The organism is Microbacterium sp. ZXT2-5, assembly GCF_055329545.1.
Map to the genome: position 1 here is coordinate 989,598 of NZ_JBUZWD010000001.1, position 17,310 is coordinate 1,006,907.

A 17,310-nucleotide genomic window follows, 5' to 3' on the forward strand; every position below is an offset into this window, starting at 1 on the left:
ACCGCCGCGGAGGCTCCGGCACCCGGTGTCGGCGTGCGCGCCTAAGGGGAGAGGACGGATGCCGCCTGCCGCGCCGCCCCCAGCGCCACGTACTCGCCCGGCTCGGGCACGTCGACGGGCAGCCCGAGCACGAGCGGGGCGATCCGGCGGACCGCGTCGGACTGGGCGCCGCCGCCGACGAGCAGGGCGCGCTCGAGCGGCACGCCCAGGCCGCGGAGCGCCTCGAGCCCGGCAGCGGGCCCGGAGAGCATCCCCTCGACCGCGGCGCGCGCCAGGTTCTCGCGCGTCGTCGAGGCCAGCGTCATGCCCGTGAGCGACGCGGTCGCGTCGGGCAGGTTCGGCGTGCGCTCGCCTTCGAAGTACGGCACGAGGGTGAGCCCCGCGGCGCCCGGTTCGGCGGCGAGGGCGAGACGCGACAGCTCGGCGTGGTCGACGCCCAGCACGCGGCCGATCGCGTCGAGGACGCGGGCGGCGTTGAGGGTGGCCACGAGCGGGAGGAACCGCCCGGTGCAGTCCGCGAACCCCGCGACCGTGCCGCTGGGGTCGATCGTGCGCTCCTCGCTGACGGCGAAGACCGTGCCGCTGGTGCCGATCGACACGACGACGTCGCCCGGTCCGGCGCCCAGGCCCAGCGCCGCGCCGGCGTTGTCGCCCGCACCGCCGCCGACGCGCCGGCCGGCGGCATCCGTCACCCATTCCGCAGGTCCGAGCACGCGCGGCAGGACCGCGTCGTGGCCGAGCGCCGCGATCAGCAGTTCGCGGTCGTACCCGCCGGTCGCGGGGTCCCAGTAGCCGGTGCCCGAGGCGTCGGAGCGATCGGTGACGAGCTCGTCGAGCACCGCGCCGCGGGGAGACTCGCCGGCGGGTCCGAAGCCGCGCAGGCGCCACGTCAGCCAGTCGTGGGGAAGGGCGACGGCCGCCACGCGAGCGGCGTTGTCGGGCTCGTGGTCGCGCAGCCACCGCAGCTTCGTGATGGTGAACGATGCCACGGGCACGAGGCCCGTGCGGTGCGCGAGCAGGTCGGCGCCGAACTCGGCGACGAGGTCGGCGGCGGCCTGCGCGGAGCGGGTGTCGTTCCACAGCAGCGCGTCGCGGACCACCCGGCCGTCGGCATCCAGCGCCACCATGCCGTGCTGCTGGCCGCCGATCGCCCACGCCTCGACGTCGTCGAGCCCGCCCGCGTCCTCGATCGCCCGCTGCAGCGCCGTCCACCAGGCCTCGGGGTCGACCGAGGTGCCGTCGGGGTGCGCCGCACGCCCCTGGCGCACGACAGCGCCGGTCGAGGCATCCGTGATCACGACCTTGCACGACTGCGTCGACGAATCGACGCCCATCACCAGAGCCATCGCTCCTCCTTCTCGCTTCGCGCGCCCCCGACCCGGCTCACGTGCGCTGAACGTACGCCGCACCGGGTGCAGAGCGTGCAGTCAGCGCACGTGAACGCCGGGAGGGGGCGCGCCGGGGCGTATGACGCCGGGACGGATGCCTCAGCCGCGGGCGCCGAGCAGGTGCTCGGTGGCCAGCTGCTGCAGGCGGACGAAGCCGAAGCCCTTGCCACCGAGGTAGGCATCGGCGTCGAAGTCCTCGTACGCCGAACGGTCGGCGAGGAAGTCGTCGTAGCTCTCGCCCTCGTTGAGGGTGGGGACCGACAGCTCCGGCACGCGGGCGGCTTCGAGCGCCTCCTGCACCTCGGGGTCGGCACGGAATGCCGCGGCGCGCTCCTTGAGCAGCAGGTAGGTGCGCATGTTGGCCGCCGCCGAGTCCCAGACGCCGGTCTCGTCCTCGGTGCGCGACGGCTTGTAGTCGAAGTGACGCGGGCCGTCGTAGGCGGGGACGCCGCCCGGGCCGCCGTTCTCGAGCAGGTCGACCAGCGCGAACGCGTTGTGCAGGTCGCCGTGGCCGAACACGAGGTCCTGGTCGTACTTGATGCCGCGCTGACCGTTGAGGTCGATGTGGAAGAGCTTGCCGTGGAACAGCGCCTGCGCGATGCCGGCGGCGAAGTTGAGGCCGGCCATCTGCTCGTGGCCGACCTCGGGGTTGAGGCCGACCAGCTCGGGGCGCTCGAGCGAGTCGATGAACGCGATCGCGTGGCCGAGCGTCGGCAGCAGGATGTCGCCGCGGGGCTCGTTGGGCTTGGGCTCGATGGCGAAGCGGATGTCGTAGCCCTTGTCGGTGACGTAGTCGCCGAGGAGGTTGACGGCCTCGCGGTAGCGCTCGAGGGCGGCGCGGATGTCCTTCGCCGAGTCGTACTCGGCGCCCTCGCGTCCGCCCCACATCACGAAGGTCTTGGCACCGAGCTCGGCGCCGAGGTCGAGCTGGCGGAACACCTTGCGCAGGGCGTAGCGACGCACGCCGCGGTCGTTCGAGGTGAAGCCGCCGTCCTTGAACACCGGAGCGGAGAAGAGGTTGGTCGTCACCATGGGCACGATGAGGCCCGTATCGGCGAGGGCGCCCTTGAGGCGGTCGATCTGGGTCTGACGCTCGGCGTCGGTCGAGCCGAAGGCGAACAGGTCGTCGTCGTGGAACGTGAGTCCGTAGGCGCCGAGCTCGGCGAGCTTCTCGACCGCGTGCACGACATCGAGGGCGGGACGGGTCGGCCCGCCGAAGGGGTCGGTGCCGTTGTAGCCGATCGTCCAGAGGCCGAACGAGAACTTGTCGTCGCGGGTGGGGGTGGGCATGACGCTCCTTTGCGGGTAAATGTTGCTGACGACAACCTATACCAGAACGGATGCCCCGTCCAGCGGCATCACTCCTCGTCAACGGCCGGCGAGACGTCGATCCCGGCGCGCAGTCGCCGACGGTGATCCACCCGCCGCTCCGGCCCCGCGAGCACCACCGGGTGCGCCGAGACGAGGTCGCCGCTGGACCTGCCGGCCGAGAGCACGATCTCGCCGGCGTCGACGACGCGCTCGCCCGCCGAGCCGGTATACGCGGAGAGGTCGGCGTGCACGCGGAAGCGGACGTCGGCAGCCTCACCCGGCTCGAGGGACACCCGGGCGTAGGCGATCAGCTTCTGCAGCGGCCGCGCCACCGAGGCGACAGGGTCGTGGAGGTACAGCTGCACCACGTCGCTGCCGGCGCGCTTCCCTTCGTTGGTCACGCGCAGGCCGACCGTCAGCTCGCCGTCCGTCGCGATCTCGGCGGCGTCCGCGGTGAGCGGCGACCACGCGAACGACGTGTACGACAGCCCGTGGCCGAACGGGAATGCCGCCGTCGGGTCGATGTTCGAGACGTCGGTGCGGCGCGCCAGCTTGGCAGCGAGGTATGTCGTCGGCTGGCTGCCGGGCGACGACGGCACGCTGACGGGCAGGCGCCCGCTCGGGTTGACCCGTCCGCTCAGCACCCCGGCGATCGCCGCCGCGCCCTCTTCGCCCGCGAAGAACGCCTCGATCACTCCCGCCGCTTCGCTCGCCGCGCGTCCGAGCGCGTAGGGACGACCGGCCAGCAGCACGGCGACGGCGGGGGTGCCGGTGTCGAGGACGGCATCGAGCAGCTGCTGCTGCGCACCGGGCAGATCCAGCGAGGGCGCGTCGCATCCCTCGCCGCTCGTCCCCCGCCCGAAGAGGCCGGCGCGGTCCCCGAGCGCCAGCACGGCGACGTCGGCGTCTCGGGCGGCGGCGATCGCGGCGTCGAAGCCGTCACGCTCTCCTCCGTCGACGGAGGTGCCGCGCGCGTGGATGATCCGCGCTCCCGGGAACTCCTCGTGCAGCGCGTCGAGGAGGGTCGGGATGCGGATGCCCATCTCGGTTCCCGGGTGCTGCGTCACGACGTGCGTCGGGAACGAGTAGCACCCGAGCATCGCGTAGGGGTCGTCGGCATTGGGGCCGATGACCGCGATCGTCGCGGGCCGGGCGAGCGGGAGGGTGCCGTCGTTGCGGAGGAGCACGATCGCCTCCTCCGCGAGCCGCGCCGCCAGCGCGCGGTTGCGGGGCGGATCGAGGTCGACGGTGCCGCGCACCGCTTCGGGCGACGACAGGTCCGCGCCCGCGAGCGCGTCCGGAACGGCCGACCAGGCCTCGTCGAGGAGCCCGAGCTGCTCCTTCTGGCGCAGCACGCGACGCAGGGCGCGATCGACGAGGTCCGCATCGACGACTCCCTCCTCCACGGCGCGCCGCAGCGGCTCACCGAAGGTCTTCACGGTCGGCAGCTCGACATCGATGCCCGCCGCCAGCGCCGCGCCCGCGGCATCCGCCCACGAATCGGCCACCCCGTGGAGGAGCTTGAGGAACGCGATGGAGAAGTAGTCGGCGACCACCGTGCCCTCGAAGCCCCACTCGTCGCGCAGCAGGTCGGTGAGCAGGGACCTGTCGGCGGCGGTCGGGACGCCGTCGATGTCGGCGTACGAGTTCATGACGCTGCGGACGCCGCTCTCGCGCACCGCCATCTCGAACGGGGGAAGCAGGACGTCCTGCAGCTCACGCGCGCCGACCGACACGGGCGCCAGGTTGCGGCCGCCTTTGGATGCCGAGTAGCCGACGAAGTGCTTGAGGGTCGCGACGATGCCGGCGGACTCGAGACCGGTCACGTACGCGGTCGCGATCGTCGCCACCAGGTGCGGGTCCTCGCCGATCGTCTCTTCGACCCGGCCCCACCGCGCGTCGCGGACCACGTCGAGCACGGGCGCGAGACCCTGATGCACGCCCACCGAGCGCATGTCGTCGCCGATGTGCCGCGCCATCTGCTGCACGAGCTCGGGGTCGAAGGTAGCCCCCCAGCTCAGCGGCACGGGGTACGCCGTCGCCCCCCAGGCGGCGAACCCGGCGAGGCACTCCTCGTGGGCCACGGCGGGGATGCCGAAGCGGGATGCCGCGCGCAACCGCTGCTGCGTGCGCATGAGGGACAGCGCGCCGACGCCGGCGTCGACCGGCTTGGTGCCGAACGGCCTTGTGAGCTGACCGAGGCCCGCCGGAAGCAGGGCGTCGAGGTCGACGGGATCCTCCACGTCGTGCTGGTGGGGCGCGACGTCGTTCCCTTCATCCGAGGCCCCCACCCACACCCCGTAGAGCTGGGCGAGCTTCTCGTCGAGCGACATGCGCGCGACGAGCGTCTCGACGATGTCGGAGTCGGTGGCGATGGCGTTCCGCAGCGGGGACTGCTCGGCGACGCCGGCCGTGGTCGCCTCGAGCTCGGCGGGTTCCGAAAGTTTCATTTCTGCGCCTTCACAGTTCGCTCGATCGAGACGAGACCGTCGATTCGTTCCCAGAACCGGGCGCAGGAGCGAGCGGAAGAGCCTCCGCGGGGTCGGGCCGCGGTCCGCGCGTTCAGTGCCTGATCAAAGGGATAAAAGTCGTTGACCCTCGCTCCATCGCATGGCTAGGTTAACGTTTACATTACACGCCGACAGTTTCGAAGGAGAACTGTGAAGAAGACATTGTCGTTAGTCGCCGCTGTGGCACTGACAGGATCGGCCCTGGCCGTTCCCACCATCGCCACAGCCAATGACGCGACGGAGATCGACCTGCAGCCCGAAAGTGTGCAGCAGACCATCGACGGCTTCGGCTACTCCGCCGCCTTCCAGCGCACGCACCGCCTGAACCTGCTCTCGGACGAGAAGAAGGCGGAAGCCGTCGAGCTCTTGCTCGGCGATACGGGCGTCGACCCGTCCATCCTCCGGCTCGGCATCGGCGGGCAGTCGATCAACACGTACGACGTCATGCAGTCGATCCAGCCCACCGACCCGGGCGGCCCGGATGCCGAGCCGAACTATCAGTGGGACGGCTACGACAACGGCCAGGTCTGGTTCGCCCAGGAGGCCGAGGCCGCCGGCGTCGAGTACATCTACGGCAACGCCTGGACCGCGCCCGGCTACATGAAGACGAACAACTCGCCCACCAGCGGCGGAACGCTGTGCGGTCTGAGCGGTGCGACCTGCGAGAGCGGGGATTGGACGGACGCCTACGCCGACTATCTCGTCGCCTGGGCGGACTTCTACAAGCAGGAGGGCGTCGAGATCGACGGGCTCGCGTTCGCGAACGAGCCGGACTACACCGCGACCTACGAGGCCATGCGGCTGACTCCGGCGCAGGCGGTCGAGTTCACCAAGACGGCGGGACCGGTCTTCGACGCTGCGGGCTACGACCTGCTGTGCTGCGAGTCGTTCGGCTGGAGTCAGGGCAAGAACTACCACAGTGCGATCCAGGAGGATGCCGAGGCGGCGCAGTGGGTCGACGTCCTCACCGCTCACTCCTACGCCAGCCGCTCGGACACCACCTTCGAGACCGACAAGCCGCTCTGGATGTCGGAGTGGGCCGCCTCCGTGGCCGGCCTCACGCAGTTCAACGCGAACTGGGACGGCAGCCCCGGCGCCGGCTCGGACGGCATCCGCATGGTGGATCACATGATGGACACCCTGACCCGTGCGAACGCGACCGGCTACCTGTGGTGGCTCGGTGTGAGCCAGGGCGGATCCGGATCCCTCATGGTGGTGGACGTCGAGAACGACACCTACACGGTGGGTGCGCGGCTTTACGGGATGGCCGCGTTCAGCCGGTTCATCCGCCCCGAGGCGGTGCGTTTCGACGCGGTGCACGGCATTGCGGACCTCAAGGTCGCGGCGTTCGACAACGCCGACGGCACGCGGGTGGTGCAGCTGCTGAACAACGGCACCGTGCCCATCTCGACCGACATCGACATCGACAGCCAGCCCACGGTTTACTTGAACGACCAGACCCACCAGCTGGTCCAGAGCGAGGGCATCGCCACGACCGCCGACGGCAAGACCGACCTCGAGCTGCCCGCGCGGTCGCTCGTGACGCTCGTCGTCGAGCCGCAGGAGCCGGCGGGCGAGGGGATCCCGCTCGAAGCGACCGTGGCCGAGCCCGGCGAGCCCGGCTCGCTGTCGATGACGGTGGCCGATTTCGGCGAGGGGGTCGTGCTGGAAGAGGGCGCGAACGCGGGCGACCGGATCCGGTTCGTGGGGGAGCTTCCCGTCGTGACGGTCACCGACTCGCGCAACGCAGAGCAGGCGGGAGACGGCGGCTGGTCGGTCTCGGGCCAGGCGAGCGACTTCGACGCGGGCGGAGAAGTGCTGGGCGCCGGGCATCTCGGGTGGTCGCCCGAGGTCCTCACCCCGCGTGCGGGGGTGACCGCGGGTGACGCGGTGCCGACGATCCTCGACGGCGGCACGGGTCTGGCAGGCCCGAGTCAGCTCGCGGGGGCGTCGACTGAAGGCCGGTTCGGCTCGACGGAGCTCAGCGCGGACCTCGCCCTCGAGATGCCGGTGGACACCGCACCCGGCACATATGCGGGCGTGCTGACCGTCACCCTCTTCCCCGAGGACTGACCCGCACCCCACCCGGCGCGGCCGGCCGCCCCAGGTCGGCCGCGCCCCCTTCCCGCATCACCCATCGACGTATCCCCCCGCTCACATCGGAGTCCGCGATGAATATCCCCCATCTGCTCCCCCGTGCCGGAGCGGCGATCCTCGTCGGCCTGATCATCGCGGCACCGTCCGGTGCCGTGGCCGATGACACCGCTCCCGGCACGACCTGGTCGCTCTCCCCAGCCGGCACAGACGGCGACAGCGGAGCCGACGACCGCATCTCCCTGCGCCACGTCATCGAGCCGGGCGGGAACGCTGACGATCAGGTGGCCCTCACCAACTTCAGCCCGCACCCCGCGACGTTCGCGGTCTACGCGAGCGACGGGATCGTCACCCCCGACGGCAGCTTCGACCTGCTGCCTCCCGGCGAGCGTCCTGTCGACGGCGGTGCGTGGATCGACATCGGCGCCGTCGGCGACGACGATCCCTCTCCGGGCGAGACCCTGACGATCGAGGTACCCGCCGAGGAGACGGTGGTCATCCCTCTGCGGATCGCCGTGCCCGCCGACGCCTCACCGGGCGATCACCCCGCCGGACTCGTGGCGCAGTTCGTGCCCGCCGAGGGTTCCGGCGTCGAGATGGCGAGCCGCGTGGGCGTGCGCGTGCATCTGCGGGTCGACGGGCCGGTCGTGACCGCGCTCGCCGCCGATGCCGTCTCGGTCACCTACGAGCCGTCGTGGAACCCGTTCTCGCCCGGCACGGCTCGCGTCGAGTACACCCTCGGCAATGCCGGCAACGTCCGTCTCGGTGCGACCTCCACCACCACGATCGTGGGACCGTTCGGCATCGCACCCGTGTCGGAAGCGACGACGATCCGCGAAGTCCTCCCCGGCGAGGTCGTGCGGGCCTCCTCGACGTTCGACGTCTGGCCCCTTCTCCTCGGCTTCGGCGGAGTGCAGGTGACACCTGAGGCGGTCGGCGAGGACGTGCTCCCGGGGACGGTCGCCGCGTCGACGACGTCGTTCACCGTCTGGACGGTGCCGTGGTCGCAGATCCTCCTGCTCGCCGCAGTGTCGGGGGCGATCGTCCTGACCGTGCGAGCGCGCCGAAGGTCGTCCGCGCGCGTGCAGCGTCGGATCGACGAGGCGGTGGCCAGGGCGGTCGGCTCCGATCACCCCGTCACGGCGGGGGCGCAGTCGAATGCCGTCGACGCCCCTCCCCGCGAGGGTGACCACTCGACGGCGTCGGCCCCTGCTCCCGCAGGCGCGGCGGCTCAGCCCGGCGGCGGCGCCGTGGAGGCGCGGACGGCGAGCCGCGGGTGAAGCGACCGGTGGATGTCGCCCTCGGGATTCGCGCCGCGCGCGTCGATCCGCTCCAGCAGCAGCTTGACCGCGGCGTCGCCCAGCTCGCGCAGGTCGGCCCCGACGCTCGTGAGCGGCGGCGAGGCGAGCCCCGTCACGAACGTGTTGTCGAAGCCGACGAGGCTCACCTGGCCGGGCACGCGGATCCCCGACTCGGACCACTGCGCCAGCATCCCGAGCGCGACCAGGTCGTTGTAGGCGATGACGGCCGTCGCTCCGGTCTGCAGCGCGCGGTCGGCGACCGCCCGCCCGCCGGCAGACGTCGGCGTGCAGTCGTCCAGCTGGTGCAGGGCGAGATCGGGGTGAACGGCCGAAGCCTCGGCGATGCTGCGCGAGCGGCGGGCCTGCGACCACGAGGTCACCGGACCGCCGACGTATGTGATGCGCCGATGGCCGAGCCCGTACAGGTGCTCGACGGCCGCCCGGCCCGCCGCCGACTCGTCGATCGTCACCGACGGCGTCGCCGGACCGTCGTCGCCGAGATCGCGGTTGATGAGGACGCACGTGTTCCCGGCGACCACCTCGGCCAGCCGTTCGTCCGACAGCCGCGACGAGACGAGGATCAGCCCGTCGATCTGCGAGCGCAGCGCGCGGATCTCCTCATCCTCGACGTCGGCGCGTTCGGTGGTGTCGACCACGACCAGACCGTACCCGCGCTCGCGCGACGTGGCCTGGGCGCCCTTGGTCATCGACGAGAAGTAGGGGTTCTCGATGTCGGGGACGACGAGCGCGATGACGCCGGTGCGGCCGCGGCGCAGGCTCGCCGCGGCGCGATTGGGCCGGTACCCCAGCTCGTCGATCGCGGCGAGGACCCGGTCGCGGGTGTCGCCCGAGACCCGATGCGGCTCGCGCAGCGTGCGCGACACGGTGGCGATCGAGACACCCGATCGGGCCGCGACGTCGTGGACGGTCACCATGTCGAACGGACACCTCGCTAGCGGTTCAGAGCTCCATCATCCCAACCGCCGGTGACGGAATGCGAGATGGACACTAGGATAATAACGTTTACATTCGTGAGGAGCTCCCCCATGTCGGTCCACGGCCGCGACGACGCGCCCACCGCCCAGCAGCGTTTGCACCCCGATCGCGCCCTGCCGGCGGACCCCGGCGTGCGGGCTCTGGCCCGTCGCATCCTCGATCGGACGGCGGCGCTTCCCATCGTCTCGATGCACGGTCACGTCGACGTCGACATGCTCGCCGACGACGAGGCCTTCTCCGACCCGTCGTCGCTGCTCGTGAGCCCCGACCACTACCTGGTGCGCATGCTGGTCTCGCAATCCACCGCACCCGGAGCGGTGCGGGATTCGGGGGTGCGCACGGTGGCCGACCTCGGCGCGGGGGCCTCACGCGGCGCGGCGGTCGAGACCGACCCGCGCGCGATCTGGCGGCGCTTCTGCGCCGGCTGGCCGGCGCTGCGCGGCACGCCCACCCGCTTCTGGCTCGAGCACGTCCTCGCCGAGGTCTTCGAGGCGCCGCAGCGCCCCTCCCCCGAGACGGCGGATGCCCTCTACGACCACATCGCGGACCGTCTCGGCCGCCCGGAGTACCGACCGCGGGCGCTGTTCGAGCGCTTCGGCATCGAGCTGCTCGCGACGACGGACCCGGCCACCTCCGACCTCGCAGGCCACGGCCGGCTGGCGGCGGACGGGTGGGGAGACCGGGTCATCCCGACGTTCCGACCCGACCCGCTCCTGGAGCCTGTGCGCGGGGACTGGACCCGGCAGCTCGACGCCCTCAGCGAGAGCGCGGGGATCGACGCGCACGACTACGACGGCTACGTCGACGCCCTCCGCGCGCGACGGCGGGCATTCGCGGACGCGGGCGCCCGCGCCTCCGATCACGGTCACCGCTCCGCCGTCATGGCGCCGCTCGAGACCGACGAGGCCCGCAGGCTGTTCGCCGCGGCACGTGACGGCGGCATCGATCCGGCATCCGCGTCTGCGTTCACCGGCCACATGCTGTTCGCGATGGCCGAGATGGCCACCGACGACGGCCTGGTGATGCAGCTGCACCCCGGCGTCATGCGCGACCATGACCGCGGCGCCGCGGAGCGCTTCGGGCACGACATCGGCTACGACGTCCCGGTCGCCGCCGAGTTCACGCGCGCGCTGCGTCCCGTGCTCGAGGCGTTCGGTCACCACGAGGACTTCCGTCTCATCGTCTTCACCGTGGATGAGACGGTCTACTCGCGCGAGCTCGCCCCGCTCGCCGGCGTGTACCCCGCGATGCGCCTCGGCGCGCCGTGGTGGTTCCTCGACACGCCCGACGCCATGCGCCGATTCCGTGAGGCGATCGGAGACACCGCGGGCCTGCGCAACACGAGCGGGTTCGTCGACGACACCCGCGCCTTCTGCTCCATCCCCGCCCGCCACGACCTCTCGCGCCGCATCGACGCCGGGCATCTCGCCCGGCTGGTCGCCGAGCACCGGCTCGACCTCGACGAGGCCATCGAGTCGGCGGTCGAGCTCGCCTACACCCTGCCGCGCGAGAGCTACCCCGCGCCGAGACGCGCCGGCGCGGCCCAGGCGGCAGCCGGCGCGGTGTCCCACCCGGCGTCCGAGGCGCTCGCATGACGACGGTCGCGCGCATCCGATCGGCGGAGGTGCTGGTCAGCAGTCCGTCCCGCAACTTCGTCACCCTGCGCATCACGACCGACGACGGCGTGGTGGGCCTCGGCGACGCCACGCTGAACGGCCGCGAGCTCGCAGTCGCGTCCTACCTGCGCGACCACGTCGTGCCGCTGCTCATCGGTCGAGACGCGCACCGCATCGAAGACACCTGGCAGTTCCTGTACCGCTCGGCATACTGGCGCCGCGGACCGGTCACGATGAGCGCCGTCGCCGCGGTGGACATGGCACTGTGGGACATCAAGGGCCGGCTCGCGGGCATGCCGGTCCACCAGCTGCTGGGCGGAGCGTCCCGCGACGGATGCCTCGTCTACGCGCACGCGTCGGGCGCCGACCTGGAGGACCTCGGCGATTCCGTCCGCGCGCGCCTCGACGAGGGGTATCGCGCGATCCGGCTGCAGGTCGCGGTGCCCGGGATGGGCGGCGGGTACGGCATCGCCTCCGCGCGTGCGAGCGGCGGTCGTTACACCTACGAGCCCGCCAAGCGCGCAGGCCTCCACATCGAGGAGGGGTGGGACTCGCGTCGCTACCTGCGGTACGCCCCCGAGCTCTTCGAGTGGGCACGGGCCGAGTTCGGGCCCGAGGTGATGCTCCTGCACGATGTGCACCATCGCCTGACTCCGATCGAGGCGGGGCGGCTCGGGCGCGCGCTCGAGCCCTACGACCTGTTCTGGCTGGAGGACTGCACCCCGGTGGAGAACCAGGAGTCGCTCCGGCTCGTGCGCCGGCACACGACGACGCCGTTGGCGATCGGCGAGGTGCTGAACTCGGTGTGGGACTTCCGGACCCTCGTCCAGGAGCAGCTCATCGACTACGTCCGCGCGTCGGTCACCCACACCGGCGGCATCACGCACCTGAAGCGCCTGTTCGACTTCGCCGCGCAGTACCAGGTCAAGTCGGGAAGCCACGGCCCCACCGACATCTCGCCGGTGGGGATGTCGGCCGCCCTGCACCTGGGCCTGGCGATCCACAACTTCGGGATCCAGGAGCACATGGCGCACCACGAGCTGACCCACGAGGTCTTCCGCACGTCGTACCGCTTCGCCGACGGCTTCCTGCACCCGGGCGATTCCCCGGGGCTCGGCGTCGACTACGACGACGCGTACGCCGAGCGCTTCCCCTACGAACCCGCCTTCCTGCCCGCGGCGAGGCTGGTCGACGGCACGGTCCACGACTGGTGAGCCCCGGGCGCCGGCATCCATCCCCCACCACCGACGATGAGGTACGCATGACTTCCGACGCATCCGGCCATCCCGTGCGCGAGCACCCGATGTGGCTGCCCGACGACCGCCTGGCGGCCCTGCGCGGCCGCACCGTCTCCGTCCTCGGGGAAGGGGACGTGGTCGACACCGTCCGCGCCGAGGCGGCGAGGGCGGGGATGACGGATGCCACAACCGCTGCGGACGTGCTGATCCTGTCGGCCGACGACGCCGCCGCTCACGGTCTCGCGGATCTGCCGACCGCCGGACTGGGCGCCGAGGGCTTCGTCCACGAGGTGCGGGATGGCCGGGTCGTGGTCGCGTACGGCGGGCCGAACGGAGCGCTCTACGGCTGGTTCCACCACGTGCGGCACCTCGCACTCGGCGGCGGCGACGGGACCACGCGGCACGAGCCGCTGCACGAGCTGCGGATGCTGGACCACTGGGACAACGTCGCGGTCCATCCCTATATGGGGCAGGTCGAGCGCGGCTATGCCGACGGGTCGGTCTTCTACGAGGACGGGATGCTGCGTGACGACCTCTCGCGCGTCGAGCGCTACGCGCGGCTGCTCGCGTCGATCGGCATCAACCGCGTCACGATCAACAACGTCAACGTCGGGCGGCGCGAGGCACGCCTGCTCACCGACGACCTCGGCAGCGTCGAGCGCCTGGCCGCGATCTTCCGCCCCTGGGGCATCCGGACGCACCTGTCGATCAACTTCGCGTCACCGCTGACGCTGGGCGATCTGGACACCTCGGATCCGCTCGATCCCGCAGTGCAGCGCTGGTGGACGGATGCCGCGGCCCGCGTCTACGCGCGGATCCCCGACTTCGGCGGGTTCCTGGTGAAGGCCGATTCGGAGGGGCAGCCCGGGCCCTACGCGTATGGCCGCGACCACGCCGACGGCGCGAACATGCTCGCCCGCGCGCTGGCGCCGCACGACGGCCTCGTGCACTGGCGGGCGTTCGTCTACAACCACCGGCAGGACTGGCGCGACCGCACGACCGACCGGGCGCGCGCCGCCTACGACACCTTCGCGCCCCTCGACGGACGCTTCGACGACAACGTCGTGCTGCAGGTGAAGTTCGGCCCGCTCGACTTCCAGGTGCGGGAGCCGGTCTCGCCGGTCATCCCGGCGATGACCCGCACGCGGGTCGCCCTTGAGCTGCAGGTGACGCAGGAGTACACCGGCCAGCAGCAGCACGCGGTGTACCTCGGCCCGCAGTGGAGCGAGATCCTCGCGTTCCGGCCGACCGGCGACGACGGTCCGGAGCTCGCCCAGATCGTCCGCGGTGGGATCGCGGCGGTGGCGAACGTGGGCGCGGACGCGTTCTGGACGGGCCACCCGCTCGCGCAGGCCAACCTGTACGCCTACGGGCGACTGGCGTGGGATCCGGCACTCGAGCCCGGGACGGTCCTGGACGAGTGGATCGCACTCACCTTCGGTGAGGACGAGACGACGCGCCGCGGCATCCGCTCGATCCTGGACGACTCGTGGCGGACGTACGAGTCGTACACCGCACCCCTCGGCGTGTGCTTCATGGTGAGCCCGCTGAACCGCCACTACGGCCCCGACGTCGACGGTTACGAGTACTCCGCGTGGGGCACGTACCACTTCGCCGATCGCGACGGCATCGGCGTCGACCGCACGGTGGCGACCGGCACCGGATACGCGGGCCAGTACGCCGAGCCGTGGGCGAGCCGGTACGAGTCCCTCGACACGGTGCCCGACGAGCTGATCCTCTTCTTCCATCACGTGCCCTACACCCACCGGCTCCACAGCGGCCGGACGGTCATCCAGCACATCTACGACACCCACTTCGCCGGCGTCGAGCGCGTGCGCGAGATGGTGGCGGCGTGGGACGCGCTGCAAGGCCGCCTGCCGGAGGACGTGCACGCCCGCGGGCGGGAGCGCTTCGCGGAGCAGCTGCGTTCGGCGACCGAGTGGCGCGATCAGATCAACACGTACTTCTGGCGCAAGTCCGGGATCGCCGACGAGGCCGGGCGCACGATCTTCTGAGCGCGACCGGCGTCACTCGGCGTCGGCGGTGAACCGGGCCGTGACGTCGGCGATCATCGGACGCGCGTTGGCGCCCGCGAACACCGCGAAGACGACGGCGGCGAGCGCCAGCATCCAGTCCGACCCGAACGTCACGAGCGCGGTCGCCAGCACGAGGTACGAGGCGGCGCCGAGGGTCACGAGCGGCTTCGCGGCGAGGTAGTACAGCGCGAGGCGGGCGATGTCGCGCGCTCGGAAGCGGAAGAACGACGCGATCACCAGGGCGTGCGACGACCACAGCGCGAGGGCGACCAGCAGCACGATCGCGGCCCCTCCGAAGAACAGGTCCACGCCCGCCGCCGTGCCGAAGGCGATCGTGGTGCCGAGCACCGTCGCGAGTGCGAGGGCGGGGATCCAGACCCAGAGCACGTCGCGGAGGTTGCGGACATACGCGCGCCAGTATCGCGGCCAGACGTTCGCCTCGTCGGCCGACGCCCGCGCCGCCATCGTCGAGACGGCCGCCGAGAACGCGGGGCCGAGCGGCACGAGGCAAAGGGCGTACAGCGGGATGTTGCTCGGATGACGCTCGAGCAGCAGGATGCCGGCGAGCCCCGGTGCGGCCGCCAGCAGGAAGCAGCACTCGACGACGACGTACCAGTACACCACCGTCGTCGCGCGCCAGAACGCGCCCTGGCGAGGGTCCGGAGACGACGCGGGAGTGGTCACGCGATCCATCCTGCCGGGCGTCGGCGCACCCGGCATCAGCCCGCCTCGATCACGGCCACACCGTTCACGCCGAGCCGCAGGGGCTCGCCGGCGGTCACGACGCGCCCCGACAGGATGTCCGTCCCGGTGAACGGGGAGTCCACCTCCACCTCGGCTCCGCTGTGGTTGAGCACGAACTCGTACCGGCGCCCGTCGATCTCGCGCGTCGTGTGCTCGAGGTCCGGCACGTCGGCGAAGACTCCCAGCAGCCCTTGCTCCCCCAGCGCGTGGCGGATCACCCAGTCGACGCCGCGCTGGTCGAGGCAGGCGCCGACGTACCAGGCCGAGCCGTCGCCGATGTCATTCCGGGTGACGGCGGGCGTGCCGGCGTAGAAGTCCTGCGTGTAGGAGCCGACCGGCTCGGCGCCCTGCGGGATCACCAGATCGAAGACGAGGGAGGCCTCGCTGCGCACCTCGGGCTCACCGGGACGCGAGAGCACGACGGTGTTCGTCTGCGCCGGCGGCAGCGAATCGGTCTCGTCGACCCGCACGCCGACGATCGGGGCGAGGGGACCGGGAACGTCGAGGAGGAAGGCGTTGTCGTCCTCGTCCACGCGTCCCGAGAGGACGGTGGTCACGACGGTGCCGCCGCGGCGTGCGACCGCTTCGAGCCGGGCGGCGGTGTCGCCCTTGACCATGTGGAGGAACGGGGCGACCACGACGTCGTAGCCCGACAGGTCGGCGCTGACCGGCACGACGTCGAGCACGGCGCCTGCCTGCCACAGCGCCTCGTGATAGAGCACCATCTGCTTCTCGTACTTGACGAACCGACTGGGCCCGTCCGAGATCTCGAGGGCCCACCAAGAGTCCCAGTCGAACAGCACGGCGACCCGCGCCGGCGTCCGCGAGCCCAGCAGCCGGTCCCCGACCGCCGCGAGCTCCGCGCCGAGGTCCGCGACCTCGCGGAACGCCCGGGTGTCGGTGCGGCCCGCGTGGTTGAGGACCGCGCCGTGGTACTTCTCCGACGCCCCCTTGCTGTGGCGCATCTGGAAGAACAGCACCGAGTCCGAGCCGTGGGCGACGGCCTGCCACGACCAGAGCCTCATCTGGCCCGGTCGCTTGACCGGGTTGTAGTCGCGCGTGGACGTCATGGTCGGCGTCTGCTCCATGAGCCAGAACGGCTGGCCGCCCTTGATCCCGCGCATGAGCGCGTGGCTGAGCGCCTGACGCGAGACCGGCGACCCGTCGGTGGGGTAGTTGTCCCACGAGGCGAAGTCCAGGTCGTCGGCCCACCGGTGGTAGTCCAGGTGGCGGTAGATCGCCATCATGTTCGTGGTCGCAGGCAGGTCCGAGTGCTCGCGGATCGCCGCCTTCTCGTCGCGGTACGACCGCAGGATGTTGTCGGTGTTGAACCGGTGGTAGTCCAGCGTGATCCCCTGGAAGGCCGTGTGGTCCGGGCTCTTCCAGTGCTCGGAGAGGATGTTCGGCGGCACGATCTGGTCCCAGTCCGTGAACCGGTGCGACCAGAAGGCGGCGTTCCACGCGTCGTTGAGGCGGTCGAGCGATCCGTAGCGGTCCCGCAGCCAGAGGCGGAACTCCGCCGCGCACAGCCCGCAGTAGCACAGCCCGCCGTACTCGTTGTTGATGTGCCACGCGACGACCGCGGGATGACCGGCGTACCTCTCGGCGACCCGGCCGGCCATCGCCGTGGCGAGCCGGCGGTAGTTCGGCGAGCTCGTGCAGGCGTTGTGGCGCACGCCGTAGACGTGGCGGCGCCCCTCGAAGTCGACGCGGCACACGTCGGGGTACGCGGTCGCCAGCCACGGCGGCACCGCGGCCGTCCCGGTGGCCAGGCAGACCTTCCGCCCCTCCGCGTGGGCGCGCTCGATGATGCGGTCGAGCACCGAGAAGTCGTAGGTCTCCTCGTCGGGCTGGGTCAGCGACCACGAGAACACCCCGACGGTCAGCAGGTCGATGCCGGCGAGGTCGAAGGCGCGGTGGTCCTCGTCCCACACCTCCTCGGCCCACTGCTCCGGGTTGTAGTCGCCCCCGTAGGGGATCTTGTCCATGGCGGGGAGTGTCATCGTTCGCGGCTCCAGGTGGCGGTTCGGCAGGGTGGCAGAGGGCGGATGCCGTAAGCCGGCGTCCGGTCGCGGG

The 17,310-nt window shown here is 71.6% G+C and carries 11 protein-coding genes; 5 read left to right on the plus strand and 6 right to left on the minus strand.

What is annotated here, in order from left to right:
• Window positions 1-41: 41 nt before the first annotated feature.
• From ACZBH1_RS04295 to ACZBH1_RS04305, 3 genes are all read right to left on the minus strand, one after another.
• Window positions 42-1,346 (minus strand): xylulokinase, encoded by a 1,305-nt coding sequence (locus ACZBH1_RS04295; protein ID WP_463645617.1) that lies wholly within the window; start codon window positions 1,344-1,346, stop codon window positions 42-44.
• Window positions 1,347-1,487: 141 nt separating this feature from the next.
• On the minus strand, window positions 1,488-2,678 hold the full coding sequence (gene xylA, locus ACZBH1_RS04300; RefSeq protein WP_336393633.1) for a xylose isomerase: 1,191 nt from the start codon (window positions 2,676-2,678) through the stop codon (window positions 1,488-1,490).
• A gap of 68 nt (window positions 2,679-2,746) precedes the next feature.
• Entirely contained in the window at window positions 2,747-5,149 is a 2,403-nt protein-coding gene (locus ACZBH1_RS04305) for a beta-xylosidase/alpha-l-arabinosidase (RefSeq protein WP_463645618.1), read from the minus strand.
• A 240-nt stretch (window positions 5,150-5,389) separates the two neighbouring features.
• Here ACZBH1_RS04305 and ACZBH1_RS04310 point away from each other — a divergent pair, with 240 nt between their 5' ends.
• Both ACZBH1_RS04310 and ACZBH1_RS04315 read left to right on the plus strand, forming a co-directional pair.
• Window positions 5,390-7,282: a glycoside hydrolase family 30 protein gene (locus ACZBH1_RS04310; RefSeq protein ID WP_463645619.1), complete on the plus strand. Its 1,893-nt coding sequence runs from the start codon at window positions 5,390-5,392 to the stop codon at window positions 7,280-7,282.
• A 98-nt stretch (window positions 7,283-7,380) separates the two neighbouring features.
• Window positions 7,381-8,583 carry a COG1470 family protein gene (locus ACZBH1_RS04315; RefSeq protein WP_463645620.1) on the plus strand — a complete coding sequence of 401 codons (1,203 nt, stop codon included), beginning with the start codon at window positions 7,381-7,383 and terminating at the stop codon, window positions 8,581-8,583.
• Here ACZBH1_RS04315 and ACZBH1_RS04320 read toward each other — a convergent pair.
• Window positions 8,535-9,539, minus strand: coding sequence for a LacI family DNA-binding transcriptional regulator (locus ACZBH1_RS04320; RefSeq protein WP_463645621.1), 1,005 nt, complete (start codon window positions 9,537-9,539; stop codon window positions 8,535-8,537). The genes ACZBH1_RS04315 and ACZBH1_RS04320 overlap by 49 nt on opposite strands.
• Window positions 9,540-9,650: 111 nt before the next feature.
• Here ACZBH1_RS04320 and uxaC point away from each other — a divergent pair, with 111 nt between their 5' ends.
• From uxaC to ACZBH1_RS04335, 3 genes are read left to right on the plus strand one after another with little or no spacing between them, the layout of a single operon-like run.
• Entirely contained in the window at window positions 9,651-11,195 is a 1,545-nt protein-coding gene (uxaC, locus tag ACZBH1_RS04325) for a glucuronate isomerase (protein ID WP_378880054.1), read from the plus strand.
• Complete coding sequence (manD, locus tag ACZBH1_RS04330) at window positions 11,192-12,430, plus strand: D-mannonate dehydratase ManD (RefSeq protein WP_463645622.1); 1,239 nt, start codon at window positions 11,192-11,194, stop codon at window positions 12,428-12,430. Before uxaC ends, manD begins: the two co-directional genes overlap by 4 nt.
• A gap of 47 nt (window positions 12,431-12,477) precedes the next feature.
• Window positions 12,478-14,469, plus strand: a complete 1,992-nt coding sequence (locus ACZBH1_RS04335; protein ID WP_463645623.1) for an alpha-glucuronidase — start codon at window positions 12,478-12,480, stop codon at window positions 14,467-14,469.
• 12 nt (window positions 14,470-14,481) lie between these two features.
• Here ACZBH1_RS04335 and ACZBH1_RS04340 read toward each other — a convergent pair whose 3' ends face one another.
• Together ACZBH1_RS04340 and ACZBH1_RS04345 are read right to left on the minus strand one after the other, a co-directional pair.
• Window positions 14,482-15,174, minus strand: coding sequence for a DUF624 domain-containing protein (locus tag ACZBH1_RS04340; protein ID WP_336393641.1), 693 nt, complete (start codon window positions 15,172-15,174; stop codon window positions 14,482-14,484).
• Between the two features lie 35 nt (window positions 15,175-15,209).
• Complete coding sequence (locus ACZBH1_RS04345) at window positions 15,210-17,222, minus strand: beta-galactosidase (protein WP_463645624.1); 2,013 nt, start codon at window positions 17,220-17,222, stop codon at window positions 15,210-15,212.
• Window positions 17,223-17,310 lie beyond the last annotated feature (88 nt).

Bases quoted from the DNA above. Each gene is read 5' to 3' on its own strand.
- ACZBH1_RS04295 (WP_463645617.1), bottom strand. From the start codon at position 1,346: ATGGCTCTGGTGATGGGCGTCGATTCGTCGACGCAGTCGTGCAAGGTC.
- xylA (WP_336393633.1), bottom strand. From the start codon at position 2,678: ATGCCCACCCCCACCCGCGACGACAAGTTCTCGTTCGGCCTCTGGACG.
- ACZBH1_RS04305 (WP_463645618.1), bottom strand. From the start codon at position 5,149: ATGAAACTTTCGGAACCCGCCGAGCTCGAGGCGACCACGGCCGGCGTC.
- ACZBH1_RS04315 (WP_463645620.1), top strand. From the start codon at position 7,381: ATGAATATCCCCCATCTGCTCCCCCGTGCCGGAGCGGCGATCCTCGTC.
- ACZBH1_RS04320 (WP_463645621.1), bottom strand. From the start codon at position 9,539: ATGGTGACCGTCCACGACGTCGCGGCCCGATCGGGTGTCTCGATCGCC.
- uxaC (WP_378880054.1), top strand. From the start codon at position 9,651: ATGTCGGTCCACGGCCGCGACGACGCGCCCACCGCCCAGCAGCGTTTG.
- manD (WP_463645622.1), top strand. From the start codon at position 11,192: ATGACGACGGTCGCGCGCATCCGATCGGCGGAGGTGCTGGTCAGCAGT.
- ACZBH1_RS04335 (WP_463645623.1), top strand. From the start codon at position 12,478: ATGACTTCCGACGCATCCGGCCATCCCGTGCGCGAGCACCCGATGTGG.
- ACZBH1_RS04345 (WP_463645624.1), bottom strand. From the start codon at position 17,222: ATGGACAAGATCCCCTACGGGGGCGACTACAACCCGGAGCAGTGGGCC.